The following is a 15,360-nucleotide window of genomic DNA, read 5'->3' on the forward strand; positions in this document are numbered from 1 at the left end:
GCTCGATCCGAGCCCACTGATCGTCCCGAAGAACTTCGCCTTCCAACACCGCCTCCAAAAAGCAGCGTTGAATCAGAACCGCCTCTCGATGGGAATCCTAAATCGTCACTACGGCCTAGTCAGTGGTCTGAACTATGATCCGAGCTGTTTCTTCGGGCTGGTCCCAGTGCGGAAAATGGCCGCACTTGTCAAACAAGTGCAGCTTGGCGTTCGGGAAAGCGGCCTGAGCGCGGTGGGCCTGTCGGGGTAGGAGAAGACGATCCTGACGGCCCCAGCCGATGGTCACGCGTCCGGGCGTGAAAGCCGTTCCAGCTTGTAACGGGCCGCTTGCCAACTCGTGCACCACCTCGTCGAAAACCCGGGTGGCGGCGAAGGTCCGCATCTCAGTCAGGACGATCTCGGGCGCGAGCGCCCACGGTCGGTCGGATAGCTGCGCCAGCAGGAGTGTCCGCGTGCCAGAATGGCGCGAAAGGAACGGCATCACCGGTTGGAGCCCTCGCACAAGCCGAATAGATGCCAAGATGGTGGTCTGGAAGAACCGCGTCTCCCAGCCTCGCCAGAATCCGCCCGGGTCCAAGGCGACGCAGTGGCGACCGACGCCCCGACGCGAGAGCTCCAGGACCAGGCGGGCGCCTACAGAACTGCCGACCAGATCCACCGCGCCAAGTCTTTCACGGTCGATGAAGTCTGTCAGGGCGTCGGCAAAGGCGGACATGGTTTGCCGTCCCGGGACCGGCGGCGACTCACCATGTCCGGGCATGTCGATCAGGATCAACTCGCGCGAAAGGCTGAGCGTCGGCGCGATGGTGTCCCACGACCGTATGCTTCCGCCAAGGCCGTGGACCATCAGCAGGGGAGGGCCAACGCCCATGCGCTCGAAATGCAAAGCCATGCTGACACAACGTCGCGTGGTTGCGGTGGTTCAACATAACACGCTGGCTTCTGAGTAAATGTGCGAAACTATAGGCCTCTCTTGGCGCTGTGTTTCTCACCGAGTTTTCTCGCCTCGATTTTGAGGTGAGCCGGACACGTTTAAGCATGTCACACCTCTTGCGAGGCGAAAGCGCTACAGCGTCTTCCATCTGCCGGAGGCCTCGTGGCCGTGACCAGCAATACTCTTGCGTAACAGCTTTCGCTGCTGCCTGAACGCGGAAAACGAGTGTAGAATTTAGAGGAGGGACGTTGGCGCGCTGGAGGCGTGACATGGCCCAGCTCGACCTTTTTCTTTCGCCCAAGCAACCTTGGAACCATCGCAAGCTCATCGGCCCCAAGCCGCCTTTTCAGCCCAAGCACGTTTGGGGGATCAGGCAGCAATTGAAGACCACGGGGCGTGTTCGTGACCTTACGCTATTCAACTGTGCGATCGATGCGAAGCTTCGCGGATGCGATCTGGTCAAGCTGCGGATTTGCGATGTCGCCCCAGGTGGTTCGCTGCGCGCACGCGCCACAGTCATCCAGCAGAAGACCGGCCAGCCGGTGCCGTTCGAGATCACCGAGCCGACGCGAGACTCTCTGGCTACCTGGCTGCAGCGCCGCGGTCGCCGAGCTGACGACTGGCTCTTCCCAAGCCGGTCCCGGCCTGGCGAGCACATCACGACCCGCCAATATGCTCGGCTCGTAAATCACTGGGTGGCGATGATCGACCTGGAGCCCTGCGCCTACGGCACGCATAGCCTGCGCAGAACCAAGGTGGCGCTGATTTACAAGAAGACAGGAAACCTCAGAGCTTGCCAACTGCTGCTTGGCCATCGAAAGCTCGAAAGTATCGTGCGTTATCTTGGGATCGAAGTGGACGATACTCTTGAAATGTCGGTGCAGGTCGCCCTGTAGCGCGCCTCCAAAATTTTAGGGGTGGAGCTATCGGACTGTCCCGAACGCTCCTCATCATTTTTACGGAAGTACTCGGCTATCGCTTTCCGTCGATCGTCGATTCTGAGGACTCGCGTCTCAAGCTGAGCAGCAAAATGTTCTGCTTGCGGGCAGCGCGTTAGGCCCGAGATATTGTTGTTGATGATCACCTGCTCACGCTGCCAAGCAATGTCGGCAGGATCTGAATAATTCGAGACCATAGCGTTGATAAGTGCGCGGTATCGCATCATAACATCGGTCAGACGTCGCACTAGCCAGGTGATTGGCTAGTTATCCATGCTTGGTGCTCGAAAAATGCTCTAGACATCGGTGAGCCTGAGGCTGCGCACCTCGGCGACCTGCTCGATCCCCGGATTGCCGGGAGCGGCCACCAGCCGGCGCACAGCGGCAACCGGCGATCTTCCAAGCCAGGGTGTGTTCGCGCCCACCGGATCCGACGAGGAGAATGGTCAGCTATTCTCTGAGCCGGGGCGTCGCGCGGGCCGGGCGCCGGGTCAAGGCGACTGCGCCGTCCACCAAACCGAACGCCCTCGACCAACAAATACCCCTTATCGTAGATATAATTGACACAACTCTCTATAAGGTAGCACCCTCCCGCCGCGTCTTGAGCGGTCTTGAGAACGCCAACCCGGGGGCATTGCCATGACGATCCAGAACATCGAACACATCGTCGTGCTCATGCTGGAGAACCGCTCGTTCGACAGTATGCTGGGGTGGCTCTACGAAAAGGACTCGCCCGCAGCCTACGTCCCGACGACCACCGGCGCGCCTTTCCGGGGGCTGCAGGCGATCAATCCGAACGACTTCGTCAACACCGCCTTGAACGGCAAGCTCAGCGTCAAGCCCACGCGCGGCGTCCAGGGCTTCACTGTCCCCGACATCGCGCCTGGCGAAGAGTTCGACCAAGTCCTAACCCAGTTCTACGGGACCAACAGCCCCGCCCCAGGCGCACCGGTCACGATGAAGGGCGTGCTGGAGGATTTCGTCGAGGTCCTGCAGAAGCGCAAGGTCGCCGAAGCCGACATCCTCCGCCTGGCGCCGATGGTCATGCAGAGCTTCACCCAGGGCCAGGCGCCAGTGCTGAATCAGCTGGCGCGGCACTATGCCGTCAGCGACGCCTGGCACGCCTCGGTGCCCTCGCAGACCAATCCCAACCGTTCGTTCCTGATGTGCGGCACCTCCAACGGGATGATCAACAACGGCGACCTGGAGACCGACCCACAGGCCAAGGCCCTGGAAAAGATCCTGGGCATGGCCATCGGCGACGACCGGGTAGACGCCCCGACGATCTTCAACGCCCTGCAGACGGCCGGCGTCGACTGGAACGTGTTCTACCAGACCAGCTACCTGCCGCAGAAGATCTCGGCGCTCCTGGAATACCGCACCGCCCTGCTGGCGCTGCTGGTGGTCAGCCCCCTGATGGCCGCCGCCGTGGCGGCTCTGCTGGTGGCGCTGGATCCCTACGTCAAATATCTGATGGACCTGACCTCGGGCGAGCTGGGCTCCTGCTACACTTGGCGCCTGTTCCCGCAGATCAAGGACAAGGTCCCCAACGCCGCCCAGAAGTTCCAGAAGCTGGACGACTTCCACCGCAAGGCTCGCGCCGGCCAGCTGCCGAAGTTCAGCTATATCGAGCCGTTCTGGTCGATCGCCCACAGCACGACCGACAACCCGACCTACGAGAACCTGTTTTCGGCGCTGGGCAACGACTACCACCCGCCCGGCAGCGTCCTGGCGGGCGAGCAGTTCGTCAAGGAGGTCTATACCAGCCTGATCTCCAACCGGGAGGCCTGGAACAAGACCCTCCTGCTGATCACCTTCGACGAGTTCGTCGGCTCGTTCGACCACCAGACGGCCGACATGCAGGCGGGCGCCGTGCAGCCGCCCTGGGCGCCGAACGGCCAGCCGCCCTACAAGAATTCGGCCGGCTTCAAGTTCGATCGCCTGGGTGCGAGGGTGCCGACGATCGTGATCTCGCCCTACGTCCAGAAGGGCACGGTGTTCCGGTCCTCGACCCAGACGCCCTTCGACCACGCCTCGGTCATCGCCACCACCCTGAACGCGATCGGCCGCAAGGACCTAGTGGCGCAGTTCGGCGCGCGGGCCAGCGCGGCGCCCACCTTCGACGGCGTCCTGACGCTGAACCAGCCCCGTTCGGACGCCGCGTCGCTGGCCTTCCTGGACACCCCGCGCGCAGCGGGCGACCTGGTTCACTACGGCGACACATTCAACCTGAAGAACCAGAACGGCCAGTATCTGAGCCCGGCCTACTGCACAATGAAAGTCGCCGGCGGCGGGTCGGTGATCCCAACCTCGCTGACGGAAATCTGCGCGGACCTGGGCGTGGCCGCCTACTTCCCGACGCTCGGCGCCCAACCGGCCCCGATGACCTTCGTGACGTCCGCGCCAGATCCGGCCGCCCAGATCGCCAACAACAGCCAGGTCCTGTTAGTGTCGCGCGAGTCGACCTCCGGGGCGCACAACATCCTGGGCGACTGGGCGGACTCCCACGACTGCTACTATTACGACGAGTACCTGGACGGCGATAATCTCAAGAAGCAGACTTGGATCGTCCAGAAGCTGGCCAACCCCGACCAGCCCCTGCGCTTCGGCGACCAGATCCACCTCGCCAACCTGTACGCCCAGGACAAGCGCCTGACGCGCGACACCCGGTTGTGGCAGTCCGAATGGATCGCCATCGCCGCCGAAGGGGACTACTGGACGGTCGAACCGGCTCCGGCCCAGGTGGCGTCCAACGGCTGGAACGGCGCGCCGCCCTTGGCCGCGATCGCCGCGTCGCAGCAAGGCGGCTCGCGCGGCGCCCAGCTGTGGGGGATCGACACCTCCGGCCAGCTGCGCTCGACCTTCCAGATCAGCGCCGGCGGTCCCTGGTCGGGGTGGTCGGAGGTCTGGAACGGCCTCTCGCCGGGTCAACTGCGGTCCCTGGCCGCCGCCCAGCAGAACGACGGCAAGGTGCGGCTCTGGGCCGTGGACGTCGGCAATGTCCTCTATTCCAACGCGCAGACCGCGCCGGGTGGCAACTGGACGGGCTGGTCGCCCGGCGGCTGGTCCAATCCGCCGCCGCTGCGCCTCATCGCCGCGTCGCAGCAGGGCGGGCCACGCGGCGCCCAGTTGTGGGGCGTCGACACCTCCGGCCAGCTGCGCTCGACCTATCAGGAGACGCCCGGCGGATCCTGGTCGGCCTGGTCGGGCGTCTGGAATGGAGCCTCGCCGGCCAGTCTGGTCTCCCTGGCCGCTGCCCAGCAGAACGACGGCAAGGTCCGCCTCTGGGTGGTCGACGCCAACCACTTGCTCTATTCCAACGCCCAGGCCTCCCCGGGCGGCAACTGGACGGGTTGGTCGCCCGGCGGCTGGTCCAACCCGCCGCCGCTGCGCACCGTCGCCGCGTCCCAGCAGGGCGGTGCGCGCGGGGCCCAGCTGTGGGGGATCGACACCTCCGGCCAGCTGCGCTCGACCTTCCAGGAAACGCCCGGCGGATCCTGGTCGGCCTGGTCGGGCGTCTGGAACGGCGCCTCGCCGCCCAACCTGGTCTCGGTGGCCGCCGCCCAGCAGAACGACGGCAAGGTGCGGATCTGGGTGGTCGACGCCAACAATGTCACCTATTCCAACGCCCAGACCTCGCCGGGCGGCAACTGGACGGGGTGGTCGCCGGCCCTCTAGCGATCCTGTGACGGTAACTCGATCACTCAATCATCATCGACGAAGCCTTTTTGGCCTTGGCTCGCCGCACCATGAGCCAAGACCGCGTGGCTGGCATCGAAGTATCAGGGGAAGCGCGCTTATTCGCGCGGCGAATGCTGGAACTGCAGGCGAGGGCTAACCGAATGGCCGCACCCTTCTCAACCTGGCTGCGCGCTTGCGCCGATAGGGTTTCTCCGGCGGCGCCCACAAGGATACAGAGTTATCGCTTGGCGCGCCTCGGGCCGACACGCCGTGATCTACGACGCAGGCGCGAGGGCATGATTGGGGACAATAAGGTCCTGGCCTCGTCGCCGGCGGTGGTCGTTGGCGGCGATCATTGCCGATTGGGCGCCGGCCTGACGGTCGTCTTTCCGGACCGACGCCAAGGTCCGCTTATGGCGCTAAACGCTGAAAACGATTGTAGAATGGAGAGGAGGGACGTTGGCGCGCTGGAGGCGTGACATGGCTCAGCGCGACCTTTTTCTTTCGCCCAAGCAAACCTGGAACCATCGCCGACTCTTCGGCCCCAAGCCGCCTTTCAAGCCCAAGCACGTTTGGGGGATCAGGCAGCAATTGACGACCACGGGGCGTGTTCGTGACCTCGCGCTATTCAACTGTGCGATCGATGCGAAGCTTCGCGGATGCGACCTGGTCAAACTGCGGATTTGCGATGTCGCCCCAGGTGGTTCGCTGCGCGCACGCGCCACAGTCATCCAGCAGAAGACGGGCCAGCCGGTGCCGTTCGAGATCACCGAGCCGACGCGAGACTCTCTGGCCACCAAGCTGCAGCGCCGCGGTCGCCGAGCTGACGACTGGCTCTTCCCAAGTCGGTCCCGGCCTGGCGAGCACATCACGACCAAGCAATATGCTCGGCTTGTAAATCACTGGGTAGCGATGATCGACCTGGAGCCCTGCGCCTACGGCACGCACAGCCTGCGCCGAACGAAGGTGGCGCTGATTTACAAGAAGACGGGCAATCTCCGAGCCTGCCAGCTTCTGCTTGGTCATCGAAAACTTGAAAGCACCGTGCGTTATCTCGGGATCGAGGTGGACGATGCGCTGGAGATGCCAGAGCAGATCGACCTTTGAAGTCACTTCACAGCTTGAATGAGGTCGTCCGTGGGTCGGGCTGTTGCTCTGCCCACTCCTGCGCCCTTCCCAGAAAATACTTTCAGCGCGGCCCGCTGATCTGCGGGGCTGAGATCCTGCGCTTCAAGCTCGGCGGCGAACCGCTCTGCGCGTGGACATCTGGCCAGGCCTGCGATGTGCTCATCTGCTCACGCGCCAAGCGATGTCGGCAGGGTCTGATGAGGTCCAGCGGCCCATGGCTTACCCTGTGCGCAGCCCCGAACATATCACTGGGGAAGACGTGGCGTCAGGTGAAACGAACGTCGTGTTCCTGGAGCGATCCCAAGGTCCGCTCCTGGCGCAACTCAGCTGCGCTTTCGTAGGGCGCGGGTGAAAATCTCGCCGCTTTCGACAAAACCCGTGGCGAGACAGAATGTGTGCAGATCCCCGGGCTCGGTCGGCGCGTGAAGCACAAGCTCGCCGCACCCCGCGGAGCGGGCGGCCTGGGAGACTGCCTTGAGAAGCAGGCGGGCGACCCCGTTTCGACGCCGGTCTGGATCGACGAGGAGGGCGGAGATCCACCCCACCTTCAGGTCGGCCGTGAGAACCGAATGCCAATGCACCGCGATGACACCCGACGGCGGACCCCATTCGTCGGCGATGAGCAAGGCCCCAGATTGGTCCTGCATGGCGCTCAGGCGCGGGGCAAGTTTGTCCCGGGCGATGGTCAGGCCCGCTGTTTTGAGCAGTTCAACCAATCCGTCCACGTCGCCATTGTCGGCGGCTCGAATAGACAGGCCATGGCGGCTCGACATGGCGGTTGCGTCTCCTGGTCGCGCGGGGTTGCGGTCCTGGCCGCTCACGCGCAAGCCATAGAACGCCTGTCTGGCTGTTGGAAGCGCGCCAGGGTTCTGGTTTGGCGGCAACGCCGCGGGCCCACATCGATTTTGTGGAGGTCGTGAGCGGAGGTTTGCCGCTCAGGCGAAGCGCTCGATCAAAAAGCGCGCGCCGAGCTGAAGACCCAGCTCGTCGATGCTGTGGCCCAGACCTGGCGAGACGTGGGATGCGACCTCGAAGTGCAGGCCTTTGAGCTGGACGTCGGCCTGATGCAGGGCTTCGACGGGTAGGACCTCGTCGCGGTCGCCGTGGATAAGCAGGATCGGTGGCTTGGTCACGACCTCGGCGGCCAGGGCGTCGGGGTCGGCCAGCATGCCCGAGAAGCCGATTACGCCGGCCAGGGTCCTGGTCCGGCGCGGTCCGATGTGCAGCGCCATCATCGTGCCTTGGCTGAAGCCGACCAGCGCCAGCTTGTCTTCGCTGAGGCTGTGGGCGGCGAGCTGGGCGTCGATATAGGCGTTCAGGGCTGGGGCCGAGACGCGCACGCCCGCCGCGCGCGCCTGCGGCGCCAGGCTGGTCAGGGGCCACCATTGACGGCCATAGGGCACGCCGTCGCAGGGCTGGGGCGCGTCGGGCGCGAGGAACAGCGTGTCGGGCAGGGCCGAGGCCCAGTGGGGCGCCAGGTCGATGAGGTCCGCGCCGTTAGAGCCGTAGCCATGCAGGAAGATCACCAGCGACTTGGCCGGGCCGCCGGAGGCGGGCGCCGCGCGGGGACCATCGTGCGTGGGAATCTGGGTCATGGTGGTTCCTGATCGGTTTGGCGGCTGGGCGCTCTTTATAGCCGCGTGGATTTCGGCGCGCCTAGACTTGAACAGAGCGTCGTCGGATCGTTTTGCGACCTTCGTCGGCGGCGTGAACCTGCCGATCGCCTGTCTTTGTACGCCACGGTACGACCGGCCGATTTGGCTGTTGAGATCGGCCGGGTCTAGGTCTTCTTACTCGTCCCCGTAAGCAACGGGGACCCGCCGTGGACCTTTCCGAAACCAAAGCCGGACTTGAGCGCAGCCGCCAGATGCTGCGCACCGCCCTGGGCCCCAGGCTGCTGGGGTTGCTGGAGGATCCGGGCGTGGCCGAGGTCATGCTCAATCCCGACGGCCGCGTCTGGATCGACCGCTTCGATGTCGGCCTGGTCGACGCCGGGTTGACCATTGGTGCGGCCGCCGCCGAGCGAATCTTGCGGCTGGTGGCCCATCACGTGGCCGCCGAGATCCATGCGGATCGGCCGCGGCTCTCGGCTGAGCTCCCCGGTACGGGTGAGCGCTTCGAGGGCCTGTTGCCGCCCCTGGTGGCCGCCCCGACCTTCTCCATCCGCAAGCCCGCCAGCCTGGTGTTTTCGCTCGGCGACTATGTCCGCGCCGGCGTGATGACCGAGCGGGAAGGGCGGGTGCTGGCCGCCGCCGTCGCTGATCGGGCCAACATTCTGGTCGCGGGCCCGACCTCCAGCGGCAAGACCACCCTGATCAACGCCCTTCTGGCCGAGGTGGCCAAGACCGGCGACCGGGTGATCCTCGCCGAGGACCTGCGCGAGCTTCAATGCGCGGCCCCGAATCAGGTGGCCCTGGGCACGCGCGACGGGGTGGCGAGCCTGTCGGACCTGGTGCGTTCGTCCCTGCGCTTGCGGCCCGATCGCATTATCATCGGTGAGGTGCGCGGGGCCGAGGCGCTGGATCTGATCAAGGCCTGGGGAACAGGCCACCCCGGCGGGGTTGGCACGCTTCACGCCGGCTCGCCGCTGGGCGCGCACCTGCGGCTGGAGCAGTTGATCCAGGAAGCGGTGGTCACCGTGCCATGCGCCTTGATCGCCGAAACCATCGACCTGATCGCGGTCCTTTCCGGGCGAGGGCGACAGCGTCGCCTGGCGGACCTCGCGCGTCTGGACGGCCTGGCGCCCGACGGCGCCTACCAGCTCAGCCCTGCCTGAGATCCCGCCCCTAAAACCCCGGAGTTTTCCAATGTTCCACCGACATCGCGCGGCGGCTTCGCCGCACGCGAACCCTCACCCGCGCCCGCTGCTCAGCGGCTTGATGCTGGCCTCGCTCCTCGTGGCCGGCAGCGCCCAGGCCGCCGGCTCGTCCATGCCCTGGGAAGAGCCGCTGCAGCGCATCCTCGAGTCGATCGAGGGACCCGTCGCCAAGATCATCGCATTGATCATCATCATCGTCACCGGCCTGACCCTGGCCTTCGGCGAGACCTCCGGCGGCTCGCGCAAGCTGATCCAGATCGTCTTTGGGCTCAGCATCGCGTTTGCCGCGTCCAGCTTCTTCCTGTCGTTCTTTTCGTTCGGCGCAAGCCCAGGCCTATCCGGTCAGCGCCTTTCCCGATCCGGTCTCGGCCTTGGTCGACGAGGAGCGCAAGGCCGCCTTCGTCCAGACCGGCGATCACTTCGAGAGCCGCTACTTCCTGACCCTGACCTATCTGCCGCCGGCCGATCGCCGAGGTCGCAATGAGAGTCTGTTCGTTGAGGGCCGAGCCCGGGCGGGGCTCGATTGGCGCGCCGAGCTGGCCGGCTTCGTTGATCGCTCCGATCGCCTTCTGGCCCTGCTGGACGGCTTGATGCCCAAGGCCGATTGGCTGGCTGACGCGGCGACCTTGAGCTTCCTGCATGGGGCGGTCTCCACCACCCGCCAGGCGGTGAGTATTCCCACGACGCCCATGCACCTGGACGCCCTGCTGGCGACAGAGGCCCTGACGGGCGGGCTCGAGCCGCGCCTGGGCCTCTTGTACCTGCGGGTCCTGACCCTGACCGGCTTCCCGTCCGCAACGGCCCCGGGCCTGCTCGACGAGCTCAATCGCCTGGGCATGACCTATCGCTGGACCACCCGGGCGATCTGCCTGGACAAGACCGATGCGGCCAGCCTGCTGGGCAAGATCCGGCCTCAGTGGTTCGCCAAGCGCAAGTCGGTGCTGGTCCTGCTGCGCGAGGCGCTGACCCAGGAGCCGTCGCCGCTCGTCGATAACGACGCGGCCAACAAGGCCGCCGACGCCGATCTGGCCCTGCAGGACCTTGGCGGCGACGCGGTGGCCTATGCCTATGTCACCTCCAGCCTGGTGGTCTGGGACGAGGACGCAGGATTAGCCGCCACCAAGCTGGCCCTTGCCGAGAAGGTCATCCAGGGCCGCGACTTCACCGTCATCCGTGAGAGCGTCAACGCCGTGGAGGCCTGGCTGGGTACCATCCCGGGTCATGCCTATGCCAATGTCCGCCAGCCGCCGCTCTCGACCCTAAACCTTGCCCACATCGCCCCGATGTCGGCGGTCTGGGCCGGGCCTGCGCGCAACGCCCATCTGGATGGCCCGCCTCTACTGATCGCCAAGACGGCCGGCTCGAGCCCGTTTCGGTTGAGCCTGCATGTCGGCGACGTCGGCCACACCCTGATCGTCGGGCCGACCGGAGCGGGCAAGAGCGTGCTGCTGGCGCTGCTGGCCCTGCAGTTTCGGCGCTACCCGCAAGCCCGGGTCTTCGCCTTCGACTTCGGCGCCTCCAGCCGGGCGGCCGTGCTGGGCATGGGCGGGGAGTTCCACGACCTCTCCGGCGACGGCGGGCCGGCCCTGACCCTGCAGCCCCTGGCGCGCATCGACGAGCCCGACGAGCGGGGTTGGGCGGCCGGCTGGCTCGCTGCGGTTTTGGCGCGGGAGGGCGTGGCCATCACCCCGGCCGTGCGCGACCACCTCTGGGCGGCGCCGGCGAGCCTGGCCAGCGCGCCGGTCACCGAGCGCACCCTGACAGGCCTGGTGGCCCTGTTGTCCAATAAGGCGCTCAAGGCCGCTTTCGGGCCGTTCATCCTGGGCAGACCGTTTGGCCGGTTGCTTGACGGCGCGGGCGAGGCGTTCGGGAAAGCCAGCGTCCAGGTCTTCGAGACCGAAGGCCTGGCGCGCGGCGCGGCTGCCCCGGCGGTCCTGGCCTATCTCTTTCACCGCATCGGACGGCGGCTGGACGGTCGGCCGACCCTGATCCTGATCGATGAAGGTTGGCTGGCGCTCGACGACCCGGCCTTCGGCGCCCAGCTGCGCGAGTGGCTTAAGACCCTGCGCAAGAAGAACGCATCGGTGATCGTCGCCACCCAGTCGCTGGCCGATGTCGTCGAAAGTCCAATCGCCGCCTCGATCGTCGAGAGCTGCCCGACCCGGATCTTCCTGCCCAACCCGCGCGCCCTGGAGCCGCAAGGGGCGGCGGCCTATGCCCGGTTCGGATTGAACGATCGGCAGATCGAGATCCTCGTCCGGGCCACGCCGACCCGCGACTACTACCTGCAATCGCGGGTCGGCGACCGCCTGTTCGACCTGGGTTTGGGGCCCGTGGCCCTGGCCTTTTGCGCAGCCTCCTCCAAGGCCGACCAAGCCGCGATCGGCGAGGTCCTGGCCGCCCATGGCCCCGAAGGCTTCGCCGCCGCCTGGCTTCGTCGCCGGCGCTTGCCCTGGGCCGCCGGACTGCTGGTCGGCTCCTCGGCGGACGCCACGCGCGCGCCCCGTCACCTTCCAACCCCCTCATCGGAGATGCTGTCATGACCCTGACCCGACGCCGTCTGGCGGCGGCGCTTCTGGCCGGCCCGGCCCTGGCCGGTCGCCCACGACGAGGTCCATGTTTTCTGGTCGCGCTAGGCGCCGGGCAGGACGACCACCAGCGCCCAGGCGGCCGCGCCGACGATCAGCGCCACGGCGAGCAGGCTGGCCCAACCGGCGGGGGTCAGCAGGCGGGCGGTGGGGCGAAGGCGAGGGGGCATGGAGAGAACCTAGAGCAGGGCGGAACGGCGCGCTAGCCGATCAGCGCCGGTTGGGGCAGGCGCTCGGCCGGCGCGGCTTGGAAATTGGACACCGTCACCCCGACCAGGCGGACGCCCTTGGGCGAGGGCAGGACCGAGCCGATCAGGTCGCGGCCCAGGCGGCGCAGGTGCTCGCGGTGCGACACCGGGCCGGGCGCCGAGCGGCTGCGGGTCGCCTGCTGGAAATCGGCGAACTTGATCTTCACCGTCACCGTGCGGCCAAACGCCTGGGCGGTCTCGCACCAGCCCCAGACCTTGTCGGCCAAGGCCAGGACCTCCGCCTCGATGGCGGCCGGGTCGGTCAGGTCGGTCTCGAAGGTGGTCTCCGAGCCCGATGACTTGCGCACTCGCTCGCCATTGACCGGGCGATGGTCCTCGCCGCGCGCTATGGCGTGGTACCAAGGCCCAGACTTACCGAAATGCTGCTGCAGGAAGGTCAGCGACTGGCGGTGCAGGTCCTCGCCGGTGTGGATACCCAGGCGCTTCATCTTGGCCTCGGTCACCGCGCCGACGCCGTAAAAGCGGCCGATCGGCAGGGTCTGGACAAAGGCTTCGCCCTTGCCCGGCGCGACCACGAACTGGCCGTTGGGTTTTCGCTGGTCGGAGGCCAGCTTGGCCAGGAATTTGTTGTAGGAAACCCCCGCCGAGGCCGTCAGGCCCGTGGCCGCCAGGATGCGAGCGCGGATTTCCTTGGCCGTGTCGGTGGCGGTGGCCAGGCCCGCGCGATTGGCGGTGACGTCCAGATAGGCTTCGTCCAGCGACAGCGGTTCGATCAGGTCGGCATAATCGGCGAAGATCTCGTGGATCTGGCGCGACACGGCCTTGTAGACCTCGAACCTGGGCGACACGAACACCAGCTGCGGACATTGGCGCAGCGCCGTGGTCGAGGGCATGGCCGAACGCACCCCAAATTGGCGCGCCTCGTAGCTAGCGGCCGCCACCACTCCGCGTCGCGCTCCATGGCCAACGGCAAGCGGGCGGCCCTTCAGGCTGGGATCGTCGCGCTGTTCCACCGACGCATAGAACGCGTCCATGTCGATATGGATGATCTTGCGAGGGAATTTGGTCATGACGACTCCGACCCTAGCAAAGCTAGAACGGAACAGGAACTGTTCGCTGCTTGAGTCTGGCTTTACCCCGGTTCGCCGGCCATCATGTGGAAGAGCGCCAATTATCGATTGAAGCCGTCGTAATGGGCGTCCGAAAAAAGATGCGAAAGTCAGCAAATTTGGGCGACTATAACGCGAATTTTATGTCAAAAAGTCTAAGTGAAAACAAGGGTTTAGCGCGATCCAAAATGACGTAATCGGTGACGGCGTTTAGCGAAACGTACAGTAGGAAAAGTGGGTCAAAATAGCCGCTTGGCTGAACCGTTGATGATTGAATGGGAATGACGGGGCGTCGTTTCTAGGCTGATCCGGCTGCTGGCTTTGCGTTCGCTGTAGCGATCAACCAGGTAGTCGGCACGGTCTCGGGTCAGCAGCGTGAATTTCACCAGCTCCTCCATCACGTCGACGACGCGATCGTAGTAGGCGGAAGGCTTCATGCGGTCGTTATCGTCGAATTCCTTGTAGGCCATCGCGACCGACGACTGGTTGGGGATGGTGATCATCCGCATCCAGCGACCCAGCAGGCGCAGGGTGTTGACCGCGTTGAACGACTGTGAGCCCCCGCTGACTTGCATAACGGCCAGGGTGCGGCCCTGGGTCGGCCTCACGCTGCCGATCTCCAGCGGGATCCAATCGATCTGGGCTTTCATGATCCCGCTGATGGCGCCGTGGCGTTCCGGGCTGCACCAGACCTGGCCCTCGGACCATAGCGACAGCGCCCGAAGCTCCTGGACCTTGGGATGGTCCGGACCCGTCGCGTCGGGGAGCGGCAGGTCGCGCGGATCGAAGATCCTGGTCTCGCACCCCAGCAGTTGCAGAATGCGCGCCGCCTCCTCGACCAGCAGCCGGCTGAACGAGCGTTCGCGGAGTGACCCATAGAGCAGCAGGATCCGAGGCGCATGAGCCGCGGGCGCCTTTGGCTCAAGCTGGCCCTGCGTTGGCGCGGTGAGAAATTGCGACTGGAGCGCGGGCAGGTCGGTCATGATTTCCAAATTCCTCGAACTGTCTTGGCTTCGTCACACGTTTCCATTAAATTAGAAATATGGAATCTAAAGTCGCCGTCGCAAGTCTCTCCGCACTCGGCCACGAAGGCCGGTTGGCGATCTTCCGTCTGCTCGTCAAGGCTGGTGACCTGGGCGTTTCGGCCGGCGAGATCGCGCGCCAGCTTTCGATGATCCCCAACTCCCTGTCGGCCAACCTCAATGTTCTGAGCCATGCCGGACTGATCGTGTCTCGCCGCGATGGCCGCTCGATCATCTATTCGGCCGCCTACGGCGCGATGACCGGCCTGCTGGGCTTCCTGATGGAAGACTGCTGCGGCGGCAATCCCGAGATTTGCGCGCCCCTGAACGAAATCGTCGCCCGGGCCGCCGAGTGCGATGGGACCTGCCTTGTCGAATTGGAGACAGAATGACCGCCACCCAAGCTGACGTGAAGCACGTCCTGTTTCTCTGCACCCACAATTCGGCGCGATCGGTTCTGGCCGAGTCGATCATGAACCGGGTCGGAGCTGGACGTTTCAAGGCCTATTCGGCCGGATCGATGCCCAGCGGCACGATCAATCCCTACGCCATCAACCTGCTCAAGCACCTCAACTACAAAACCGACACCCTGCGCTCCAAGGCCTGGGATGAGTTCGCCAAGGCGGGCAACCCCGACGCGCCGGATCTCGATTTCGTGTTCACCGTTTGCGACAACGCCGCCGGGGAGGTTTGCCCGATTTGGCCCGGCCAGCCGATGAGCGCCCACTGGGGCATTCCTGATCCGTCAGCGGCCGTCGGAACCGAGGCTGAGATCGCCTTGGCCTTTGCTCAAGCCTATCGCCAACTCAACAGCCGCATCACCCTGTTCTGCGCGCTGCCGATGGCGTCGATCGACAAGATGTCGCTGCAAAAGCGGCTCGACGAAATCGGCAAGTCCAGGGCGCCCGACGAGCCTGCCGCCTAACGCTCTTC

General features: G+C 65.4%; 12 protein-coding genes and 3 pseudogenes. 8 read left to right on the forward strand and 7 right to left on the reverse strand.

The features are described 5' to 3' along the window. Positions 1-115 precede the first annotated feature (115 nt). Positions 116-892: an alpha/beta fold hydrolase gene (locus ACP694_RS06390; RefSeq protein ID WP_426011308.1), complete on the reverse strand. Its 777-nt coding sequence runs from the start codon at positions 890-892 to the stop codon at positions 116-118. Positions 893-1,203: 311 nt separating this feature from the next. Here ACP694_RS06390 and ACP694_RS06395 point away from each other — a divergent pair, with 311 nt between their 5' ends. Next, the gene (locus ACP694_RS06395) at positions 1,204-1,830 is read left to right on the forward strand and encodes a tyrosine-type recombinase/integrase (protein ID WP_426011309.1); all 627 of its coding nucleotides are present in this window, start codon (positions 1,204-1,206) and stop codon (positions 1,828-1,830) included. A gap of 344 nt (positions 1,831-2,174) precedes the next feature. On the opposite strand, the pseudogene ACP694_RS06400 reads toward ACP694_RS06395, so the two are convergent. After that, positions 2,175-2,322: pseudogene (locus tag ACP694_RS06400) on the reverse strand (phosphoribosylamine--glycine ligase N-terminal domain-containing protein); the annotation flags it as partial. Between the two features lie 189 nt (positions 2,323-2,511). On the opposite strand from ACP694_RS06400, the gene ACP694_RS06405 reads away from it, so the two are divergent. After that, on the forward strand, positions 2,512-5,550 hold the full coding sequence (locus tag ACP694_RS06405) for an alkaline phosphatase family protein (protein WP_426011310.1): 3,039 nt from the start codon (positions 2,512-2,514) through the stop codon (positions 5,548-5,550). Between the two features lie 483 nt (positions 5,551-6,033). Then, the gene (locus tag ACP694_RS06410; protein WP_426011311.1) at positions 6,034-6,660 is read left to right on the forward strand and encodes a tyrosine-type recombinase/integrase; all 627 of its coding nucleotides are present in this window, start codon (positions 6,034-6,036) and stop codon (positions 6,658-6,660) included. A gap of 344 nt (positions 6,661-7,004) precedes the next feature. On the opposite strand, the gene ACP694_RS06415 is transcribed toward ACP694_RS06410, so the two are convergent. Beyond that, the gene (locus ACP694_RS06415; protein ID WP_426011312.1) at positions 7,005-7,454 is read right to left on the reverse strand and encodes a GNAT family N-acetyltransferase; all 450 of its coding nucleotides are present in this window, start codon (positions 7,452-7,454) and stop codon (positions 7,005-7,007) included. Positions 7,455-7,616: 162 nt separating this feature from the next. Continuing rightward, the gene (locus ACP694_RS06420; RefSeq protein WP_426011313.1) at positions 7,617-8,276 is read right to left on the reverse strand and encodes an alpha/beta hydrolase; all 660 of its coding nucleotides are present in this window, start codon (positions 8,274-8,276) and stop codon (positions 7,617-7,619) included. A gap of 272 nt (positions 8,277-8,548) precedes the next feature. On the opposite strand from ACP694_RS06420, the gene trbB reads away from it, so the two are divergent. The 3 genes and pseudogenes from trbB to trbE all read left to right on the forward strand — a co-directional run. Further along, positions 8,549-9,457: a P-type conjugative transfer ATPase TrbB gene (gene trbB / locus ACP694_RS06425; protein WP_426011825.1), complete on the forward strand. Its 909-nt coding sequence runs from the start codon at positions 8,549-8,551 to the stop codon at positions 9,455-9,457. A 103-nt stretch (positions 9,458-9,560) separates the two neighbouring features. Then, positions 9,561-9,821, forward strand: a pseudogene (locus ACP694_RS06430) (TrbC/VirB2 family protein); the annotation flags it as partial. A gap of 1 nt (position 9,822) precedes the next feature. After that, positions 9,823-12,042 (forward strand): annotated as a pseudogene (gene trbE, locus ACP694_RS06435) (conjugal transfer protein TrbE); the annotation flags it as partial. Between the two features lie 89 nt (positions 12,043-12,131). Here trbE and ACP694_RS06440 read toward each other — a convergent pair. The 3 genes from ACP694_RS06440 to arsH all read right to left on the reverse strand — a co-directional run bounded on the left by ACP694_RS06440 (position 12,132) and on the right by arsH (position 14,388). Continuing rightward, complete coding sequence (locus ACP694_RS06440; RefSeq protein WP_426011314.1) at positions 12,132-12,257, reverse strand: hypothetical protein; 126 nt, start codon at positions 12,255-12,257, stop codon at positions 12,132-12,134. 32 nt (positions 12,258-12,289) lie between these two features. Continuing rightward, entirely contained in the window at positions 12,290-13,366 is a 1,077-nt protein-coding gene (gene dinB, locus ACP694_RS06445; protein WP_426011315.1) for a DNA polymerase IV, read from the reverse strand. Between the two features lie 278 nt (positions 13,367-13,644). Beyond that, positions 13,645-14,388, reverse strand: a complete 744-nt coding sequence (arsH, locus tag ACP694_RS06450; RefSeq protein ID WP_426011316.1) for an arsenical resistance protein ArsH — start codon at positions 14,386-14,388, stop codon at positions 13,645-13,647. A 59-nt stretch (positions 14,389-14,447) separates the two neighbouring features. Between arsH and ACP694_RS06455 the strand changes: the two genes are divergently transcribed. Continuing rightward, complete coding sequence (locus tag ACP694_RS06455; protein ID WP_426011317.1) at positions 14,448-14,819, forward strand: ArsR/SmtB family transcription factor; 372 nt, start codon at positions 14,448-14,450, stop codon at positions 14,817-14,819. Then, positions 14,816-15,352, forward strand: a complete 537-nt coding sequence (locus ACP694_RS06460; RefSeq protein WP_426011318.1) for an arsenate reductase ArsC — start codon at positions 14,816-14,818, stop codon at positions 15,350-15,352. The genes ACP694_RS06455 and ACP694_RS06460 overlap by 4 nt, the downstream gene beginning before the upstream one ends. The last annotated feature ends 8 nt before the right edge of the window (positions 15,353-15,360 follow it).

It is taken from the genome of Caulobacter sp. DWR2-3-1b2 (assembly GCF_049896345.1).
Lineage (GTDB): Bacteria > Pseudomonadota > Alphaproteobacteria > Caulobacterales > Caulobacteraceae > Caulobacter.

Excerpts from the sequence above, each read along its gene's own strand:
- ACP694_RS06390 (WP_426011308.1), bottom strand. The coding sequence starts at position 892 with ATGGCTTTGCATTTCGAGCGCATGGGCGTTGGCCCTCCCCTGCTGATG.
- ACP694_RS06395 (WP_426011309.1), top strand. The coding sequence starts at position 1,204 with ATGGCCCAGCTCGACCTTTTTCTTTCGCCCAAGCAACCTTGGAACCAT.
- ACP694_RS06405 (WP_426011310.1), top strand. The coding sequence starts at position 2,512 with ATGACGATCCAGAACATCGAACACATCGTCGTGCTCATGCTGGAGAAC.
- ACP694_RS06410 (WP_426011311.1), top strand. The coding sequence starts at position 6,034 with ATGGCTCAGCGCGACCTTTTTCTTTCGCCCAAGCAAACCTGGAACCAT.
- ACP694_RS06415 (WP_426011312.1), bottom strand. The coding sequence starts at position 7,454 with ATGTCGAGCCGCCATGGCCTGTCTATTCGAGCCGCCGACAATGGCGAC.
- ACP694_RS06420 (WP_426011313.1), bottom strand. The coding sequence starts at position 8,276 with ATGACCCAGATTCCCACGCACGATGGTCCCCGCGCGGCGCCCGCCTCC.
- trbB (WP_426011825.1), top strand. The coding sequence starts at position 8,549 with ATGCTGCGCACCGCCCTGGGCCCCAGGCTGCTGGGGTTGCTGGAGGAT.
- ACP694_RS06440 (WP_426011314.1), bottom strand. The coding sequence starts at position 12,257 with ATGCCCCCTCGCCTTCGCCCCACCGCCCGCCTGCTGACCCCCGCCGGT.
- dinB (WP_426011315.1), bottom strand. The coding sequence starts at position 13,366 with ATGACCAAATTCCCTCGCAAGATCATCCATATCGACATGGACGCGTTC.
- arsH (WP_426011316.1), bottom strand. The coding sequence starts at position 14,388 with ATGACCGACCTGCCCGCGCTCCAGTCGCAATTTCTCACCGCGCCAACG.
- ACP694_RS06455 (WP_426011317.1), top strand. The coding sequence starts at position 14,448 with ATGGAATCTAAAGTCGCCGTCGCAAGTCTCTCCGCACTCGGCCACGAA.
- ACP694_RS06460 (WP_426011318.1), top strand. The coding sequence starts at position 14,816 with ATGACCGCCACCCAAGCTGACGTGAAGCACGTCCTGTTTCTCTGCACC.